Origin of the sequence: Gilliamella sp. B2838 (assembly GCF_026536185.1) — a bacterium.
Lineage (GTDB): Bacteria > Pseudomonadota > Gammaproteobacteria > Enterobacterales > Orbaceae > Gilliamella.
Genome location: NZ_JAFNOO010000006.1, coordinates 14,084 through 32,520 on the forward strand (window position 1 = coordinate 14,084; position 18,437 = coordinate 32,520).

16 protein-coding genes are annotated in these 18,437 nt (G+C 36.1%); 14 read left to right on the forward strand and 2 right to left on the reverse strand.

The features are described 5' to 3' along the window. Positions 1 to 24 precede the first annotated feature (24 nt). Positions 25 to 795, reverse strand: a complete 771-nt coding sequence (locus J3U63_RS07755) for a hypothetical protein (RefSeq protein WP_267371184.1) — start codon at positions 793 to 795, stop codon at positions 25 to 27. Between the two features lie 301 nt (positions 796 to 1,096). Then, positions 1,097 to 2,107: a porphobilinogen synthase gene (gene hemB / locus J3U63_RS07760; protein ID WP_267371185.1), complete on the reverse strand. Its 1,011-nt coding sequence runs from the start codon at positions 2,105 to 2,107 to the stop codon at positions 1,097 to 1,099. A 185-nt stretch (positions 2,108 to 2,292) separates the two neighbouring features. On the opposite strand from hemB, the gene rpsU reads away from it, so the two are divergent. From rpsU to J3U63_RS07830, 14 genes are all read left to right on the forward strand, one after another. Further along, positions 2,293 to 2,508: a 30S ribosomal protein S21 gene (gene rpsU, locus J3U63_RS07765; RefSeq protein WP_024495180.1), complete on the forward strand. Its 216-nt coding sequence runs from the start codon at positions 2,293 to 2,295 to the stop codon at positions 2,506 to 2,508. Between the two features lie 141 nt (positions 2,509 to 2,649). Further along, positions 2,650 to 4,431: a DNA primase gene (gene dnaG / locus J3U63_RS07770; RefSeq protein WP_267333573.1), complete on the forward strand. Its 1,782-nt coding sequence runs from the start codon at positions 2,650 to 2,652 to the stop codon at positions 4,429 to 4,431. A gap of 85 nt (positions 4,432 to 4,516) precedes the next feature. Then, positions 4,517 to 6,358 carry an RNA polymerase sigma factor RpoD gene (gene rpoD, locus J3U63_RS07775; RefSeq protein WP_267333572.1) on the forward strand — a complete coding sequence of 614 codons (1,842 nt, stop codon included), beginning with the start codon at positions 4,517 to 4,519 and terminating at the stop codon, positions 6,356 to 6,358. A gap of 65 nt (positions 6,359 to 6,423) precedes the next feature. Further along, complete coding sequence (locus tag J3U63_RS07780) at positions 6,424 to 7,395, forward strand: bile acid:sodium symporter family protein (protein ID WP_267333571.1); 972 nt, start codon at positions 6,424 to 6,426, stop codon at positions 7,393 to 7,395. Positions 7,396 to 7,463: 68 nt separating this feature from the next. Further along, positions 7,464 to 8,978, forward strand: a complete 1,515-nt coding sequence (gene pitA / locus J3U63_RS07785) for an inorganic phosphate transporter PitA (RefSeq protein ID WP_267333570.1) — start codon at positions 7,464 to 7,466, stop codon at positions 8,976 to 8,978. Positions 8,979 to 9,043: 65 nt separating this feature from the next. After that, the gene (gene uspA / locus J3U63_RS07790; protein WP_267333569.1) at positions 9,044 to 9,496 is read left to right on the forward strand and encodes a universal stress protein UspA; all 453 of its coding nucleotides are present in this window, start codon (positions 9,044 to 9,046) and stop codon (positions 9,494 to 9,496) included. A gap of 183 nt (positions 9,497 to 9,679) precedes the next feature. Beyond that, entirely contained in the window at positions 9,680 to 10,435 is a 756-nt protein-coding gene (locus tag J3U63_RS07795) for an SDR family oxidoreductase (protein ID WP_267371187.1), read from the forward strand. A gap of 140 nt (positions 10,436 to 10,575) precedes the next feature. Beyond that, entirely contained in the window at positions 10,576 to 10,905 is a 330-nt protein-coding gene (locus J3U63_RS07800) for a hypothetical protein (RefSeq protein WP_065633901.1), read from the forward strand. Positions 10,906 to 11,251: 346 nt separating this feature from the next. Then, positions 11,252 to 13,708, forward strand: coding sequence for a bifunctional aspartate kinase/homoserine dehydrogenase I (gene thrA, locus J3U63_RS07805; RefSeq protein ID WP_267333567.1), 2,457 nt, complete (start codon positions 11,252 to 11,254; stop codon positions 13,706 to 13,708). Beyond that, positions 13,709 to 14,647: a homoserine kinase gene (gene thrB / locus J3U63_RS07810; RefSeq protein WP_065633899.1), complete on the forward strand. Its 939-nt coding sequence runs from the start codon at positions 13,709 to 13,711 to the stop codon at positions 14,645 to 14,647. 96 nt (positions 14,648 to 14,743) lie between these two features. Further along, on the forward strand, positions 14,744 to 16,033 hold the full coding sequence (gene thrC, locus J3U63_RS07815) for a threonine synthase (protein ID WP_267371190.1): 1,290 nt from the start codon (positions 14,744 to 14,746) through the stop codon (positions 16,031 to 16,033). A 237-nt stretch (positions 16,034 to 16,270) separates the two neighbouring features. Then, entirely contained in the window at positions 16,271 to 16,723 is a 453-nt protein-coding gene (gene nrdR, locus J3U63_RS07820; protein ID WP_065633897.1) for a transcriptional regulator NrdR, read from the forward strand. An 8-nt stretch (positions 16,724 to 16,731) separates the two neighbouring features. Further along, entirely contained in the window at positions 16,732 to 17,859 is a 1,128-nt protein-coding gene (gene ribD, locus J3U63_RS07825) for a bifunctional diaminohydroxyphosphoribosylaminopyrimidine deaminase/5-amino-6-(5-phosphoribosylamino)uracil reductase RibD (RefSeq protein WP_267371192.1), read from the forward strand. A gap of 42 nt (positions 17,860 to 17,901) precedes the next feature. Next, positions 17,902 to 18,375, forward strand: a complete 474-nt coding sequence (locus tag J3U63_RS07830; protein ID WP_267371195.1) for a hypothetical protein — start codon at positions 17,902 to 17,904, stop codon at positions 18,373 to 18,375. The last annotated feature ends 62 nt before the right edge of the window (positions 18,376 to 18,437 follow it).

Below are 18,437 nucleotides of genomic sequence, written 5' to 3' on the forward strand. Positions count from 1 at the left end.
AAATCATCAATTCATCTATTCTTTTTAATGGCTTTGACACCAGATCGCCAGAGCATCACAGTTCCATTGTTTCATCATGGTGCACCAGGTTGATCGCCAGCTCCTTATTGTGTTATCGGTTAATTTTAGTTTTTTCTCAAGTTGTGCATTAGTTTCGCCAGCAACAAGTAAATCGATAAATTGCAACCATAATTCGGGTTTAGGCAAACGATTTAATTTGGTGCCGTTTAAAATATTAAAACTATGCCGGCATCGCTTGCAACGATAACAAGTACGACTCCCAACTTTGGTGGTATCGGTTGAACCACAGTGTACACACGTTGGGTTTTGTACATTGAGCAAAGCTGTTATTTTTTCACTCACGACTTTATGTTGTTTAATCAAAACCGGATTTAAGCAGCTCTGTTGTTTTTTGGTATACCATTGATACAATGCGTGATAATGCGATTTTAAATAATCAATCATCGCGTGATCTCGTCGCATCACTTTCTCAACTGAGCATCCTAAATTGTTAGCTATGGTATTATAGCTTTGATTTTGAATACGGTTAATAAAAATAATTTCTAACCAATTAAAGGGCGTTAGCCGACTAAAAGGTGTATTGACTGCTACAGTAAAATATTTATAACACGCTTTACATCGATAAGTTGTGGTGGGTTTGGAGCGAATCAAATAAAATTCATTTTTGCCACAAAATGGACAAGCATCAATATGTTGAGATGTTATTTTTTCTAGATCGTGACGAAAAGCATTTAGCTGCTCATGCAATTCTAGTGGTATGAGTTCATCGATCATTCATTGTTTACTCCCTTATCCCTTATCTGCCTAAATATTATCAGATTTTTACATAAACATATAGCTTTCCTTAAACTTTTTTACATTATTTAACTCGCTGATGCACGAAAGTTATAAATAGCTTTAGCAAGTAATCAAAGAAATAAATTGAGCCTATGCACAGCATATTAGATTGGTAAGTAAATAAAAAGGTAGTTGAGTACTGATAATGGTAAGTTGCTTTAATTTAACCCCTATAACGGCAAGTAAAATCGACATTAACGTTTGAATGCTAATTGTCGATTTTAGTTAATTTGAAAAATTATTGATGATTTAACCATTCTGCGACTTGTTTAGCAAAATACGTTAATATGCCATCAGCGCCTGCGCGTTTAAAGCAAAGTAACGATTCCATTATGGCTGCTCTTTCATCTAACCAGCCATTGTCAATAGCTGCTCTTAACATGGCATACTCTCCGGATACTTGATAAGCAAAAGTCGGTACGGCAAAATTGTCTTTTACTCTCCGTACAATATCAAGATAAGGCATACCGGGTTTTACCATAACCATATCAGCCCCTTCACTAATATCTTGATAGATTTCTTGTAGTGCTTCATCATTATTTGCAGGATCAAGTTGATACGTTTTTTTATTGCCACCTTTGATATTTTTGGCAGAACCAACCGCATCGCGAAAAGGCCCGTAAAAGCTAGATGCATATTTGGCGGAATAGGCCATTATTTGTGTATTAACTAATTGCTGTTGTTCTAATGCATCACGTATAGCGCCGATACGCCCATCCATCATATCGCTTGGTGCTATAATATCTGCACCTGCTTGTGCCTGCATTAATGCCTGTTTAACTAAAGTTTCAACCGAGATGTCATTTTGTACATAACCTTGTTCATCAATGATGCCATCTTGACCATGAGTTGTATAAGGATCTAACGCGACATCTGTTAATATGCCAAGTTCTGGTATTTCCTTCTTTAGAGCCTGTATCGCTCTTGGCACTAATCCATTTTCATTATAAGCTTCTTCAGCCAGTAAGGATTTTTGCGCAGGGTCAATGGCTGGAAAAAGTGAAACAACAGGAATACCTAATTTAGCAATTTCTTGCGCTTCTTTTAATAAGACGTCAATACTCATACGATTCACTTTAGGCATTGATGAAACGGGCTGTGTAATGTTTTTCCCTTCCACAATAAAAACAGGATAAATTAAATCGTTAACTGTCAGTTGATTTTCAGCAACTAAACGTCGACTAAAATCCTGATAACGATTGCGACGTAAACGTCGTTGCGGATATTGACCAGTAAAAAATAATGACATAACACTACCTAACTATCTTTGTAAAGAATTGCTTTATTATCGGACTGTGTTACGAGATTAGCAAATTAATTTGTTATGGCGTAATAATTCGATATTTTACTTTACAACATAGTTATATTAGAGGTAAAATTGCGCACTAATTTTTAGTCCTTTGTGATATTAAACAAATTTGAGGTGAGAGGCACATGCCAGTAATTAAAGTACGTGAAAATGAACCTTTCGATGTAGCTTTACGTCGTTTTAAACGTTCTTGTGAAAAAGCAGGAATTTTAGCTGAAGTTCGTAACCGCGAGTTTTATGAAAAACCGACGACAATTCGTAAACGCGCTAAAGCAGCAGCTGTTAAACGCCATGCTAAAAAATTAGAAAGAGAAAACGCTCGTCGCACTCGTCTATACTAATATTTATACAGAAAATTACAATTGATATAAAAAATCAATTTTATCTATTTTTGATATAAAGAATTTTTAACAAGCCGTACCCATAGATACGGCTTGTTGTCTTTGTGTAATGCCAACATTGATATCGGTTGAATTTTTATCATGAAAGGTCTTATTCCTCGCGATTTTATTTTAGATTTGATTGCTCGCACCAATATTCTTGATGTGATCGGCAAACGCGTCAAAATGAAAAAGAAAGGAAATAACTACTTTGGTTGTTGCCCTTTCCATGATGAAAAAACGGCCTCTTTTTCACTCAGTGAAAAAAAACAGATTTACTATTGTTTTGGCTGTGGTGCATCTGGCTCTGTTGTTAATTTTTTAATGCAATATGATCGTTTATCGTTTCCTGAAGCGATAGAAGAGTTAGCCAGTATGCAAGGAATTCGTGTTCCTTATACTGATACGGATAATAAGCAAGATGATCAAGCGAAACATATTGAATCACGTAATGTCCGTAAAGACCTGTATACACTGATGGCAAAAATCACTCATTTTTACCAACAGCAGTTAGCATTACCTACCTCGATTGATGCACAACATTATCTTGAGCAACGAGGCCTGAATCATGAAATTATCGCTAGATATAAAATTGGCTATGCACCTAATGAATGGCGTTTAACTTCGCAAAATGTAGTGAAAAGCAATGCCGAGTCAACATTGTATAATCAGGCCGGAATGTTAGTTACTAATGATAATGGCAACCAATATGATCGTTTTCGAGGACGCATTATGTTTCCTATTCGTGATAGGCAAGGTAATGTAATTGCATTTGGTGGGCGAACAATCATTAATGATTCGGCGAAGTACATTAATTCACCCGAAACACCAATCTTTCATAAAGGTTTTCAACTCTATGGACTTTATGAAGCGCAAGAAGTCAACCGAAATCCTGAAAAACTTATTGTTGTTGAAGGGTATATGGATGTGGTTTCGCTAGCACAATATGGTATAGATTATGCGGTAGCTGCGTTAGGTACTTCGACGTCGGAAGAGCATATCAAATTATTGTTTAGAGCAAGCGATTCAGTCATATTTTGTTATGATGGTGATAATGCCGGACGCAGTGCTGCTTGGCGGGCATTGAATGTTTTATTACCTTGCCTGATTGATGGTAAAAAAATTACCTTTGTTTTTTTACCTCAGGATGAAGATCCTGATAGTTTTGTACGTAAAGTTGGTAAAGATGGATTTGAAGATTATCTGAAAACTGCGCCAACTTTATCTGAATTCTTATTTGATGAATTGCTTAAACAAGTTGATTTGAAAACAGCAGAGGGAAAAGCAAAATTAAGTTCTTTAGCGATTCCTTTGTTAGATCAAATTAAAGCCAAAGCGTTTCGATTAAATTTATTGCAACAACTTGGGCGTTATTTGGGGTTACTTGATGTAACTCAAATAGAGCAATTAATGTCGACAAGTCGTCAAAAAGGCGAAGATAAAGTGACTGAGATAGCACCTGCATCTCAGATGAAATTAACCACTATGCGTATTTTGATTGGTTTATTGATTCAATATCCGAATCTTGCCAAACAAGTGACTGATATTGCAGTTATGCGCCAAGTTAAATTAGCTGGTATTGATATTTTTATTGAATTGCTTGAATTATGTCAGCGTTACCCAAATATAACTACTGCACAGATATTGACTGAATGTATTAATAGACCGTTTTATAAGCAATTAAACCGGTTGGCAACATTTGAGTACCATTATCAAGATGAGGAAGTAAGCTCAATTTTTTCTCATACTTTAAAAGAGTTGTATGATAATATACTCACCCAAAGACAAGATGAACTTATCGCAAAAGAGAGAGTCTCAGGCTTAAGTACTGCAGAGAAAAAAGAATTAGCGACGCTTATACTTGTTTTATCAAAAAAAGACTAAATATACTGGGTATAGGTAATATAAAACTTTTTAAGTTATACCTATACAATATACATGACCGAATAACTAAATGTGGACACCTTTTATGGAGCAAAATTCTCAATCACAGTTAAAACTCCTGATCATCCGAGGTAAGGAGCTAGGATACTTGACCTATGCTGATGTCAACGATCACTTGCCAGAAGAAATTATTGATTCAGATCAGATTGAAGATATTATCCAAATGATTAATGACATGGGGATTCAGGTATTAGAAGAAGCCCCAGATTCTGATGAGTTGTTACTTTCAGATAATGTCCCTGATGAAGAAGCGGTAGAAGCGGCAACAGCATTAGTATTATCAAATGTTGAGTCAGAAATAGGTCGAACAACTGATCCTGTGCGTATGTATATGCGTGAAATGGGTGCGGTTGAACTATTAACTCGCGAAGGCGAAATTGACATAGCAAAACGCATTGAAGATGGGATTAACCAAGTTCAAACTTCGGTATCAGAATACCCAGAAGCTATCACTTATCTTTTAGAACAATATAATCTAATTGAAAGTGGTGAAGTTCGTTTATCTGACCTCATTACCGGTTTTGTGGATCCTAATGCTGAAGAGTCAACAGAAGAGTTACCTGAAGAACTTGAAGACAGTGAAGCAGAAATTGAGCTTGATGATAGCGATGATGAAAACGAAGAAGAAGAGGGAGACTCTTCAGCCGATGATGATGTATCTATCGATCCTGAAGTTGCTAGAGCTAAATTTGCTGAATTAAAAGAACAGCATGATAAAACATCTGAAGCGATCAAAAAGTATGGTCGTGCGCATAAAAAAGCACAACAAGAGATCGAAAATCTATCTGAAATATTTAAACAATTCCGTTTAGTTGGCAAGCAATTTGATATTCTTGTTAACAATATGAGAAGTATGATGGATCGTGTCAGAGCGCATGAACGTGCGATTATGAAGATCTGTGTTGAGCAATGCAAAATGCCGAAAAAGCAATTTATGACGCATTTTACTGGCAATGAAAATAATATGAGCTGGTTCAATAAAGCATTAACTGCTAAAGGTGCTTTTGCGGCAAGCTTAAAAGAGTTTGAAGAACCCATCCAAGCTGAAATTAACTTATTACAGCAAATCGAAATTGAAACCAATCTTTCGATAGAGCAAATTAAAGATATTAATCGACGAATGTCGATTGGTGAAGCGAAAGCTCGTCGTGCTAAAAAAGAGATGGTAGAAGCCAATTTACGTTTGGTAATTTCTATTGCGAAAAAATATACCAATCGTGGATTACAATTCTTGGATCTTATTCAAGAAGGTAATATTGGTTTGATGAAGGCAGTTGATAAGTTCGAATATCGACGTGGTTATAAATTTTCAACCTATGCAACATGGTGGATTAGACAAGCAATCACTCGTTCAATTGCTGACCAAGCAAGAACAATTCGTATTCCGGTTCATATGATCGAAACCATTAATAAATTGAATCGTATTTCACGTCAAATGTTACAAGAAATAGGGCGTGAACCAACACCGGAAGAGTTATCAGAGCGTATGCAAATGCCGGAAGATAAAATCCGTAAAGTACTCAAAATTGCTAAAGAGCCAATTTCGATGGAAACACCAGTTGGTGATGATGAAGATTCACATTTAGGTGACTTTATCGAGGATACTGCACTTGAGCAACCATTGGATGCGGCAACTTCTGAAAGTTTACGAAGTGCAACACGTGATATCTTATCTGGATTAACGCCAAGAGAAGCGAAAGTATTACGTATGCGATTTGGTATTGATATGAATACCGATCATACGCTTGAAGAAGTTGGTAAACAATTTGATGTAACACGTGAACGTATTCGTCAAATTGAAGCTAAAGCTTTACGTAAACTACGTCACCCTAGTCGTTCTGACGTACTTCGTAGCTTCTTAGAATAATTATTTTTACCCATTTATATCGCCACTTTTGTGGCGATTTTTTTTGACTTATTATACTCAACGCCATGAATATACTACAACGTTTTAAAATTGATCCTTTTTTGCTAACACTGATTTGTGTTGTTATCACAGCTAGCTTTTTTCCTTGTGAAGGGCAAACAAAAGTTGTGTTTCAATACTTGACCACCTTTGCAATTGGTTTGCTTTTTTTTATGCATGGCGCAAAACTTTCATTAGATGCCATCATAACTGGCATAAAAAATTGGCGTTTACATCTATTCATTTTTAGCACTACTTTTATCATTTTTCCTGTACTGGGAATAATGATGCATTTTTTAGTCCCCACTTTTTTATCACAAGAACTTTATCAAGGATTTGTTTACCTTTGTGTATTACCTGCAACTGTGCAATCTGCAATTGCGTTTACTTCAATCGCAAGAGGTAATGTCGCTGCTGCCATTTGTAGTGCATCGGCATCGACATTATTGGGTGTATTTATTACTCCAATATTAGTGGGTTTATTAATGAATACACAATCATCAGGCTCTATGAGTATGCTTGATGCAATTTCATCTATCATGTTAAAGCTAATGTTACCTTTTATTCTTGGTCATTTATCCAGACGTTTTATTGGTAAATGGGTAGATAAATATAAAAGTGTCATTTCTAAAACTGATCGTATTTCGATTTTATTGGTGGTTTATGTTGCTTTTAGTGATGCGGTGGCAAATGGTATTTGGTCAGAAATTAGCTTACTATCACTGGTACAAATAATTTTCTATTCAATTGTGTTATTAACCATTGTATTACTTATTACTACGTATGGTTCACGGTTGCTTGGTTTTAATAAAGAAGATGAAATCACCATTGTGTTTTGTGGTTCAAAAAAAAGTCTAGCAAGTGGTATTCCTATGGCAAGCGTTATCTTTCCTATTTCTGTTATGGGAATAATGATTTTACCATTGATGATTTTTCACCAAGTTCAATTAATGATTTGTGCAGTATTAGCTGCTCGCTATGCCAAACGAAAAATATAAAAATTGTTTTGCTCATTGCTTAATTCTCAAGGATAATATAAGCGCTATTAACAACAGAAAGATATATTATGTTACATCTATTTGCTGATTTAGAATTTTCCACCATTGTATTACTAGTTTTGGCGCTATTTTTTGTGCTTTTTTATGAAGCAATTAATGGCTTTCATGATACAGCTAATGCGGTTGCAACAGTCATTTATACTAGAGCATTAAAAGAACAGCTTGCCGTTTTTATGGCAGGTATGTTTAATTTTTTTGGTGTTTTGCTCGGTGGTCTTAGTGTCGCTTATGCTATAGTGCACCTATTACCAACTGATTTATTGCTTAATGTAAGTTCATTACATGGGCTTGCGATGGTGTTTTCTATTCTATTTGCCGCTATCCTTTGGAATTTAGGTACCTGGTATGTTGGGCTTCCAGCATCGAGTTCACATACGCTGATAGGCTCAATTATTGGTGTGGCAATTGCAAATGCATTTATTATGGATACCTCAATTATTGATGCATTAAATATTCCGAAAATGCTACAAATCTTCTTGTCTTTAATTATTTCTCCTGTTGTTGGGCTTGTGCTTGCAGGATTAATGATTTTTTTACTGCGAAAGTATTGGACTCGTAAAAGCCAAAGTAAAAAAAGCAGTAAAAAACGTGAACGTATCTTTATGACGCCAGAACAACGTGAAAAACTTTACGGTAAGAAAAAACCACCATTCTGGATCCGCATAATGCTTATTATATCTGCCGCTGGTGTAAGTTTTTCACATGGCGCTAACGATGGGCAAAAAGGTATTGGTTTATTAATGCTGGTCTTAATGGGCATTGCTCCTGCTGGGTTTATTGTTAATATGGGCGCATCTACTTATGAAATTACCAATACCCGTAATGCGATTCATAATATTCAAGAGTACTTTGTAACACATAATGATGATCTGATGAATGTTATTGGTAAACAACCCGCTTTAGATACTAGTATTCCTGAAGGCGACCTGAATAAGTACCATTGTGATTATTCCCGTTCATTTATCACTTTAGGTATTGCTAATAATTTATTCAATAAAATTAATGATTATGAATCCTTAACCGTCGAGCAACGTTCACAAACCCGACGTATATTATTATGCTTATCTGATACGGTTTCTCACGTGGCTAAGCAACCGAATGTCTCTTCACAAGATAAACAATATTTAAAATCATTAAATGATGATTTACTTAAAACTATTGAATACGCACCAATTTGGATAATTATTGCTGTAGCGTCTGCATTAGCGGTTGGAACAATGATTGGTTGGCGACGTGTCGCTATTACTATTGGTGAAAAAATTGGTAAAAAAGGTATGACTTACGCACAAGGCGTATCAGCACAAATTACTACCGCATTATCTATTGGTATTGCGAGTTATACCGGTATGCCAGTTTCAACTACTCAAGTACTTTCTTCCTCTGTTGCAGGTACAATGATCGTTGATGGTGGTGGTGTGCAAAGTAAAACGATTAAAAATATTGCATTAACTTGGATATTAACCCTACCAATATCGATTTTGTTATCTGGCTCACTTTTTTGGCTTGCTCAAAAATTAATTTAGTAGTAAAAATAGAGTACTGATTTTAACTTAACTAGGACGTTAACAATAAGAAGGAGTAAAGTATCATGGCTTATAAACATATATTAGTCGCAGTTGACTTATCACCTGAAAGTGAGGTTCTTGTCGAAAAAGCAGTCTCTATGGCTAGACCATATAATGCTCAAGTATCCTTAATTCATGTTGGTATTAACTATTCAGATCTTTACACTGGTTTAGTTGATATCAATATGAATGATATGAAAGATCGTATTACTGAAGATGCGCATCTTGCATTGAATAAATTAGCCGATGATGCTGGATACCCGATTGCACATACTCTTTCTGGAAATGGCGAGTTTGGTCAAGTCTTAATTGAAGCTATTCATGAATATAGTATTGATTTGGTCGTTTGTGGTCACCACCAAGACTTTTGGAGCAAGTTAATGTCTTCTGCTCGTCAGCTTATCAACAATACCCATATTGATACATTGATAGTTCCTCTAAAAGATGAAGAGCCTTCTGAAGAAACAGCCAAATGAACCGCTAAATATCAACCCGCTTAACTAGCGGGTTTTTTTATATTTTAACAATCCTTTTATCTTAAACAAATTTTTTTAAAAATACGGCTTAATCTATTTATTTAATTGCCACTTTTTGTCTATTCATTTAATAATTTAAAGAATATACTCAGATTCAATATTTAGAATATAAGGAGATTTATTATGAATATCGCATTAGTTACCGGTGCCTCTTCTGGATTTGGTCAGGCTATTTGTCGTAAATTGATTGATGATGGATATAAAGTCATTGGTGTGGCAAGGCGCGCAGATAAATTACAAAAGTTAGCAGAAGAATTAGGTGCTAATTTTTGTGCATTGCCTTTAGATGTCACTAAAAAAGATGCCGTAGAATCAATCTTGTTACAATTGCCTAAAGAGTTTCAACCTATCGATATTTTAATAAATAATGCAGGATTAGCCTTGGGATTAGAACCCGCTTATCAAGCTAATTATGAAGATTGGGAAATAATGGTTCAAACTAACATAGTTGGCTTAATTCATTTGACTCACCATCTTTTACCTGGCATGGTTGAACGAAACTTTGGTTACATAATTAATCTTGGCTCTGTCGCAGGGACTTATGCTTACAAAGGTGGAAATGTCTATGGCGCAACAAAAGCCTTTGTTAAACAATTTAGTGCGAATTTACGTACAGATTTGTTAGGCAAAAAAATTAGAGTCACAAATATAGAGCCTGGATTGTGTGGTGGGACTGAATTTTCTAATGTCAGATTTCATGGTAATGATGAACAAGCAGCAGCCGTGTATGAAGGGGTTGACTATATAACACCTGAAGATATTGCTAACACTGTTTCATGGCTGGTTAACACACCAACACATTTTAATGTCAATGCACTTGAAATTATGCCAGTTGCTCAAGCTTCTGCTGGATTAGCCGTTTATAAAGAAACTAAATAGATAATTGACGTCGATATTGGATAAACAATATCGACGCGGTTTAATGTTAAAAAAATAGATATGGTTAACAAAATAGACTTGCACTTCTGTCAATGGATTGCTATCCTTTTCCCTTGTAATTTTGATTGAGGTTAATGGTAATGACATTTACTGAAGTAACGAAAACATTTGCGACAAGCTTGCCGGGTACAGATAGTTATGTAAAACTGCGTAAAGCTATGCGTACATTGATTCAAGAAGATCCAAACAATGCTTCAGTTTATTTTTTGATCTTTGGTTTTGCGCGTACTTATGTCATGTTATATGAAGATCAGGAAGTTTCACCAAAATTCGCCGAAGAGAATCAAAAAGTTATGCTATCTTATCTTAATATTCTTGATGAAGCGTTAAAAAAACAAGACGCTAAAACTCTTTATCAAGCTTTGAATAAGGTAGTTAATGAGTACGAAAATAGCAAAAAAGTATTTTAAATAACAGCCTGACATGAAAGTGTCGGGCTGTTTTGTTTAGAGTAAAAACTAATTAGGAAAAATGATGACAATGTTAATGATCATTTCAGGCATTATTGGCACCTTAGGCACTATTATTCACTATAGGGCGGGTTGATTTTTCCTTAAAAAAATATAAAAAACCCGCTGAAAAAAGCGGGTTTTTAGTTTATATAAAACATGTTCAAGAACCTTAAAAATAGGCATTTGAAAAAAATAATATAGTTCAAAATGATACGCCTGTTTTCAAAAACTATTCAGTGGTTTAGGTAAACGGGTATTTTGAATTTTAATTGGCATAAATTAGGATAATAAGTAAAGGTGTGATATGAAAGTTTTGAAATTTGGCGGGACCTCTGTCGCTAACGCAGAACGTTTTTTGCGAGTTGCAGAAATTATTGAAAATAATGCTAAGCAAGAACAAACTGCAACAGTTTTATCTGCACCAGCTAAGATTACTAATCATCTGGTTGCGATGGTTGAAAAAACCGTAGCAGGGCAAGATATACAGAATAATATTTATGATGCTGAAAAAATATTTGCTGATCTATTAGCCGGTATCGCAAAAGAACACCCTAATTTTGCCTACGATAAAATGAAAAGTTTTGCTTTAGATGAATTAAATAATATCAAGCAATTATTAGAAGGCATTCGTTTATTAGGGCAATGTCCAGATAGCATTAACGCTTCAATTATTTGCCGAGGCGAAAAACTATCAATTGCTATCATGCAAGAGTTGCTCAAGGCAAAAGGGCACTTAGTCACAGTAATTAATCCTGTCGCAATGCTCATTGCTGAAGGCGGTTATCTAGAATCTACCGTCGATATAGCAGAATCCTCACATCGCATTAGCGAAATGCATATTCCACAAGATCATATTATTTTAATGCCAGGTTTTACCGCTGGGAATGATAAAGGCGAACTTGTTGTGCTTGGTCGTAATGGTTCAGATTATTCCGCATCAGTATTAGCCGCCTGTTTGCGTGCAAGTTGTTGTGAAATTTGGACCGATGTAGATGGCGTCTATACCTGTGATCCGCGAATTGTGCCAGATGCTAAATTGCTTAAAACCATGTCTTATCAAGAAGCGATGGAACTGTCTTATTTTGGTGCTAAAGTGCTTCACCCTAGAACCATTTTGCCGATTGCACAATTCCAAATCCCATGTTTAATTAAAAATACCAATAACCCAGATGCACCCGGCACGCTCATCGGTGCAAATGTTGTTGATTCAACAACCCCAGTAAAAGGCATCACTAACTTAAATAATATGGCGATGATTAACGTATCAGGCCCAGGCTTAAAAGGTATGGTTGGTATGTCGGCGCGTGTTTTTTCGGCTATGTCTTACGCGGGTATTTCTGTTGTTCTCATTACTCAATCTTCCTCAGAATATAGTATTAGCTTTTGTGTACCACAAGCAGAGCTCTATCGAGCAGAAGAAGCATTAGGTGATGAATTTTATTTAGAATTAAAAGATGGATTATTAGAGCCAATTGAAGTCATCGAAAAACTAGCGATTATTTCAGTTGTGGGTGATGGAATGCGCACTTTACGTGGACTTTCTGCTAATTTCTTTACAGCATTGGCTCGCGCCAATATTAATATTGTTGCCATTGCTCAAGGTTCATCCGAGCGCTCAATTTCGGTTGTAGTTGATAATGATGTTGCAGTGATGGGCGTAAGAGTTACTCATCAAATGTTATTTGGTACCGATAAAATGCTGGATGTTTTTGTAATTGGTGTTGGCGGCGTGGGTGGTGCGCTTATTGATCAAATTGAGCGACAACAAAAGTGGCTCAAAAATAAACAAGTTGATCTGCATGTTTGCGGGTTATTTAACTCTAAGCACGGTGTACTTAATCGAGATGGCATCAATCTGACAAATTGGCGAGAGCAAATAAAACAGAGTGAAACAAGCTATACTTTAGATAGCATAATTGAATTTGCTAAGAATAACCGATTACTCAATCCAATTTTAGTTGATTGTACATCAAGCAGTGAAGTTTCTGATAAATATGCTGACTTTTTGGCTAATGGATTCCATGTTGTTACGCCAAATAAAAAGGCTAATACCAGTTCAATGGCTTACTATTTACGTTTACGTCAAGAAGCCGCTAAAAGTAAACGTAAATTCCAATATGATACCAATGTTGGGGCAGGACTCCCTGTTATTGAAAATTTACAAAATCTACTTAATGCCGGTGATGAGCTAATTAGATTTTCAGGTATATTGTCTGGTTCATTATCCTTTATTTTTGGTAAGCTTGATGAGGGTATGTCACTATCTGAAGCAACAAAACTTGCTAAAGAAAAAGGTTTTACTGAACCCGATCCTCGTGATGATTTATCAGGTACCGATGTGGCAAGAAAATTATTGATTCTAGCCAGAGAAGCGGGTTTGCAGCTTGAGCTTGATCAAATTAATGTTGAATCCGTTTTACCAGAACAATATGCACAAGGTAATGTGGATGAATTTATGGCTAAATTACCGCAACTTGATGCTGAGTTTAAATTAAAAGCCGAGCAAGCAGCAAAACAAGGTAAAGTATTACGATATGTTGGTAGTATCGAAAATAATCAATGTAGCGTTAAAATCGAAGCTGTTGATAGTGATGATCCACTTTACAAAGTGAAAAATGGCGAGAATGCATTGGCATTTTATACCCGTTATTATCAACCTATTCCACTGGTATTACGGGGTTATGGTGCAGGCAATGATGTAACTGCAGCCGGTGTCTTTGCTGATATTTTACGTACGACTTCAGGCAAGATTGGAGGCTAAATGAAACAGCAATCTTTAACGGTTTATGCACCAGCATCAATGGCAAATATTAGTGTAGGTTTTGATATTTTAGGTGCGGCAATTCACCCCATTAGTGGGGCGATGCTAGGTGATTGTATTACTGTTGCGCCCGCTGAAGAATTTACTCTTACCAGTAAAGGGCAATTTGTAAAAAAATTACCGCGCGATCCAAAATACAATATCGTTTATCAATGTTGGCAACGATTTTGCCAAGCTATGGGTAAAACGTTACCCGTGCATATGACCCTTGAAAAGAATATGCCAATTGGTTCTGGTTTAGGTTCTAGTGCTTGTTCTGTCGTTGGCGCTTTTGTTGCTTTAAATGAATTTTTTGATAAACCGTTTAACGAGTTTCAAATGTTGTCAATGATGGGTGAACTTGAAGGTCGAATTTCAGGTAGTGTACATTATGATAATGTAGCGCCTTGTTATTTAGGTGGTTTACAACTTATTATTGATGAAATCGGGACAATCAGTGAGTCGATTCCGCACTTTAACGATTGGTACTGGGTAATGGCTTACCCGGGGATTAAAGTGTCGACAGCTGAAGCGCGTGCGATTTTACCTGCTCAGTATCAAAAAGCTGACTGTGTTGCGCATGGTCGCTATGTAGGTGGATTTTTGCATGCTTGTTATACTCAGCAACCAAAATTAGCAGCGGCAATGTTGGTTGATAATATTGCTGAACCTTATCGTAAACAGTTACTACCTAACTTTGATCAGACGCAAAAACGTGTTAAACAGCTGGGTGCGTTAGCATCGGGTATTTCGGGTTCGGGTCCAACAATGTTTGTCATTGCTGATAAACTTGAAATTGCTCAGCAAATTGAAGCATTACTCAAAAGTGATTATTTACAAAATGATGAAGGTTTTACCCATATCTGTAAAATAGATACACAAGGTGCAAGAGTTATTTAAAATCCTATAAAAAGCGTAATTGAAAAAATTATTTTTTTGGTTGATAGATAATAAAACGAATAAATTATTACAGCATAAATATAACTGGAACATATTATGAAATTGTACAATTTGAAAGATCATTCGCAGCAAGTTAGCTTTTCCCAAGCTGTGCAACAAGGATTAGGAAGAGGACAAGGTCTATTTTTCCCGCAAGAATTACCAAAATTTTCTGAAAATGAAATTGAAGCATTATTAAAACTGGATTTTATAACTCGTAGCGCCAAAATTTTATCGGCGTTTATTGGCGATGAAATTAGTCAGGATGATATGTATCGATTAGTTAATAATGCTTTTCAATTTCCAGCGCCGGTCAAATCGGTTGAAGCAGATATTGGTTCATTAGAGTTATATCATGGTCCAACACTTGCGTTTAAAGATTTTGGTGGACGTTTTATGGCACAAGCGTTAGTGCAAGTGGCTGCGGATAAACAAATTACGATATTAACAGCAACTTCGGGTGATACAGGTGCCGCAGTGGCGCATGCTTTTTATCATTTACCTAATATTCGTGTTGTCATTTTATATCCCGAAGGAAAAATTAGTCCATTACAAGAAAAGCTATTTTGCACCTTGGGCGATAATATTCATACTATCGCTATTAAAAGTGACTTTGATGCGTGCCAAGCCTTAGTTAAAAAAGCATTTGATGATGAAGAGTTAAAAGCGCTAATTGGATTAAATTCTGCAAATTCGATTAACATCAGTCGTTTACTGGCACAAATTTGTTACTATTTTGAAGCTTATGCTCAACTGACACCAGCGCAACGTCAACAATTAGTGATTTCAGTGCCTAGTGGTAACTTTGGTGATTTAACAGCCGGTTTATTGGCTAAAACAATGGGGTTACCAATTAAACGTTTTATTGCTGCAACGAATGCAAACGACACGGTGCCACGCTATTTAGAAACTGGAAAGTGGGAGCCTCATGCAACAGTTGCTACGCTTTCTAATGCTATGGATGTGAGCCAACCGAATAACTGGCCTCGTATTGAAGAGATTTATCGTCGCGAAGGCTGGGTGTTAAAATCACTTGGGCATGCGGCGGTGTCTGATGAAGTCGCTTCACAAACGGTAAGAGAATTAGATAAAAAAGGTTATTTGTCTGAGCCTCATGGCGCGATTGCTTATCGGGCATTACGTGATCAGCTGCAAGTAGGTGAATATGGATTGTTTTTAGGTACGGCTCATCCAGCAAAATTCAAAGAGGTGGTTGAAGATATTCTTGGTAAATCAATTCCACTGCCTAAAGCATTAGCTGAACGTGCAGATATGACACTACTTTCGCATCATATGCCAAATGATTTTGCCAAATTACGTGATTTTTTAATTAATTTATCTTGGTAAAATTAGTTCCGCTGCCAATTGGTGGCGGATTATTCTTTATCATCAAATATGGTTTAGCTAATTTCAGTTATTTATTTTGCTATTAAATTTATCCTCACGATTTTTACATTCAATCACATATACATTATTTTAGTAAACGCTAATCAATAGTATTTATTTTGCTGTTTAGACATATCTTGTTTAAATCACTATTTTCAGCTATTGTAATATCAATTAGGCCATTATAAGGATATTGTTATGTACTGTCCGTTTTGTAATGCAGATGATACAAAGGTGATTGATTCGCGTCTTGTTGGTGAAGGTTATCAAGTCCGTCGTCGTCGTCAATGTGTTGAGTGCAATGAGCGTTTTACCACATTTGAAGTGGCTGAATTAATTATGCCTAATGTGATTAAAAGCAATAAAGTTCGAGAACCATTTAATGAAGATAAGTTGCGTAATGGAATAAAACGAGCGCTAGAAAAACGCCCAGTTAGCTTTGATGCGATCGAAGATGCAATTACGCGCATAAAATCAAAAATCAGAGCTACCGGTGAACGTGAAGTGCCAGCAAAATTAATTGGTAGTTACGTTATTGAAGAGTTAAAAAACCTCGATAAAGTCGCTTATATACGTTTTGCATCAGTTTATTTTAGTTTTGATGATATAGAACAATTTAGTAATGAAATTGCTAAATTACAACAAAAATAATGACCCTTATGACAACGTCTTACGATACCGATCAACTTTATATGAATCAAGCCATTGAGCTTGCTAAACTTGGTCGCTTTACTACAACACCTAATCCCAATGTCGGTTGTATTATCGTTAAAGATAATCAGATTATTGGTAAGGGGTACCATCAAAAAGCGGGGCAACCCCATGCGGAAGTATATGCTTTGCAAATGGCGGGCGCTAATGCCGTAGGTGCAACTGCATATGTAACATTAGAGCCTTGTAGTCATTTTGGACGCACTCCCCCTTGTGCCGATGCCTTAATCAAATCAGGGATAAAGCGTGTTGTGATTGCTATGCAAGATCCTAATCCTAACGTGGCCGGTAATGGTATTAAACGTTTACAAGATGCTGGTATAGCGGTAACTGTCGGTGTTTTAGCTGACCAAGCGGAAGCGATTAATCAAGGTTTTTTAAAACGTATGCGCACAGGCTTACCTTTTGTCCAACTTAAACTGGCTGCTTCGTTAGACGGAAAAATCGCCATGGCATCAGGCGAAAGTAAGTGGATAACCTCAAACAAAGCCAGAGAAGACGTACAACAGTTTCGTGCTCAAGCCAGTTGTATATTAAGTACCCGTAAAACAGTACAAACCGATAATGCAAGTTTAACCGTTAGATATCACCAATTACCCGATGACATACAGAAAATCTACCCTGTAGACAAGATTAGACAACCCATTAGAGTAATTATTGATGGTCAACATCAACTAACCGGCGATGAAAATATTTTCCAACAACCCGGTGAAACTTGGGTTGTACGAAAGCAAAATTTATCGATTGCAATGCCTAATACATCGTTGATTGTAGAGCCTTCAACTAATCAGTATATTGATTTAAACGTTTTACTCGAAAACTTAGCGCAAAAGCAGATAAATAGTGTTTGGGTTGAAGCAGGCGCACACCTTGCTGGTGCGTTAATTGAACAAAATTTAGTTGATGAACTGATTATTTATTATGCGCCAAAATTGCTAGGCCATAATGCTAACGATATGTGTATTTTACCCAATTTGCAAAAATTATCCCTAGCTCCTCAATTTCAATTTGAATCAGTTGCAGCAGTTGGTGAGGATATGCGCGTTATTCTAAAAAGAAAATCATCTGCAATTTGATGACAGTTCAATTCCCTATTTTGAAAAAAGGAAAACGTTAATTTGAATAGTGAACGGAGCCTTTTGTATGAAAAAGCAAGCTTTAACAAGCTGAATATCGATTATTTTTTTACGTTAGATGAGTATCAAATTATCGATGATTTTATTTATGCGGATATATCTGGAATAGCAAAAGTATGTGGTTATCAAATTCTGTTTTTTTATATTTTGGGGCATGTTGAAGTATTATCACTGGAAGATGTGGTGGAGAACACGTTTTTACGTGATAAAGCTAATCAAATTTTAACTTATCTAGGCTTTGATTTTAAAATGGGGCATCCGTTTGAGTTAACAGATGAGTTTAATCATAATTTTAAGTTCAAAGACTCTATTGATGACGATCAGGTGCGTTATTACTATGACTTTGACGAGATGTTAATTGTTTTAGGTATTAATTGGCAGGGATTTTTAGTTTCATTCGAAATGGTAAAAGATAAGACAATTATCCATAATCGCCTGAAAAATTTTTATTCATAAATGAACTGTATTTTCTATTGCAAAAACGAACTGTGCTCAGTTGAGTAACGGCATCTATTGTT

Bases quoted from the DNA above. Each gene is read 5' to 3' on its own strand.
- J3U63_RS07755 (WP_267371184.1), bottom strand. From the start codon at position 795: ATGATCGATGAACTCATACCACTAGAATTGCATGAGCAGCTAAATGCT.
- hemB (WP_267371185.1), bottom strand. From the start codon at position 2,107: ATGTCATTATTTTTTACTGGTCAATATCCGCAACGACGTTTACGTCGC.
- rpsU (WP_024495180.1), top strand. From the start codon at position 2,293: ATGCCAGTAATTAAAGTACGTGAAAATGAACCTTTCGATGTAGCTTTA.
- dnaG (WP_267333573.1), top strand. From the start codon at position 2,650: ATGAAAGGTCTTATTCCTCGCGATTTTATTTTAGATTTGATTGCTCGC.
- rpoD (WP_267333572.1), top strand. From the start codon at position 4,517: ATGGAGCAAAATTCTCAATCACAGTTAAAACTCCTGATCATCCGAGGT.
- J3U63_RS07780 (WP_267333571.1), top strand. From the start codon at position 6,424: ATGAATATACTACAACGTTTTAAAATTGATCCTTTTTTGCTAACACTG.
- pitA (WP_267333570.1), top strand. From the start codon at position 7,464: ATGTTACATCTATTTGCTGATTTAGAATTTTCCACCATTGTATTACTA.
- uspA (WP_267333569.1), top strand. From the start codon at position 9,044: ATGGCTTATAAACATATATTAGTCGCAGTTGACTTATCACCTGAAAGT.
- J3U63_RS07795 (WP_267371187.1), top strand. From the start codon at position 9,680: ATGAATATCGCATTAGTTACCGGTGCCTCTTCTGGATTTGGTCAGGCT.
- J3U63_RS07800 (WP_065633901.1), top strand. From the start codon at position 10,576: ATGACATTTACTGAAGTAACGAAAACATTTGCGACAAGCTTGCCGGGT.
- thrA (WP_267333567.1), top strand. From the start codon at position 11,252: ATGAAAGTTTTGAAATTTGGCGGGACCTCTGTCGCTAACGCAGAACGT.
- thrB (WP_065633899.1), top strand. From the start codon at position 13,709: ATGAAACAGCAATCTTTAACGGTTTATGCACCAGCATCAATGGCAAAT.
- thrC (WP_267371190.1), top strand. From the start codon at position 14,744: ATGAAATTGTACAATTTGAAAGATCATTCGCAGCAAGTTAGCTTTTCC.
- nrdR (WP_065633897.1), top strand. From the start codon at position 16,271: ATGTACTGTCCGTTTTGTAATGCAGATGATACAAAGGTGATTGATTCG.
- ribD (WP_267371192.1), top strand. From the start codon at position 16,732: ATGACAACGTCTTACGATACCGATCAACTTTATATGAATCAAGCCATT.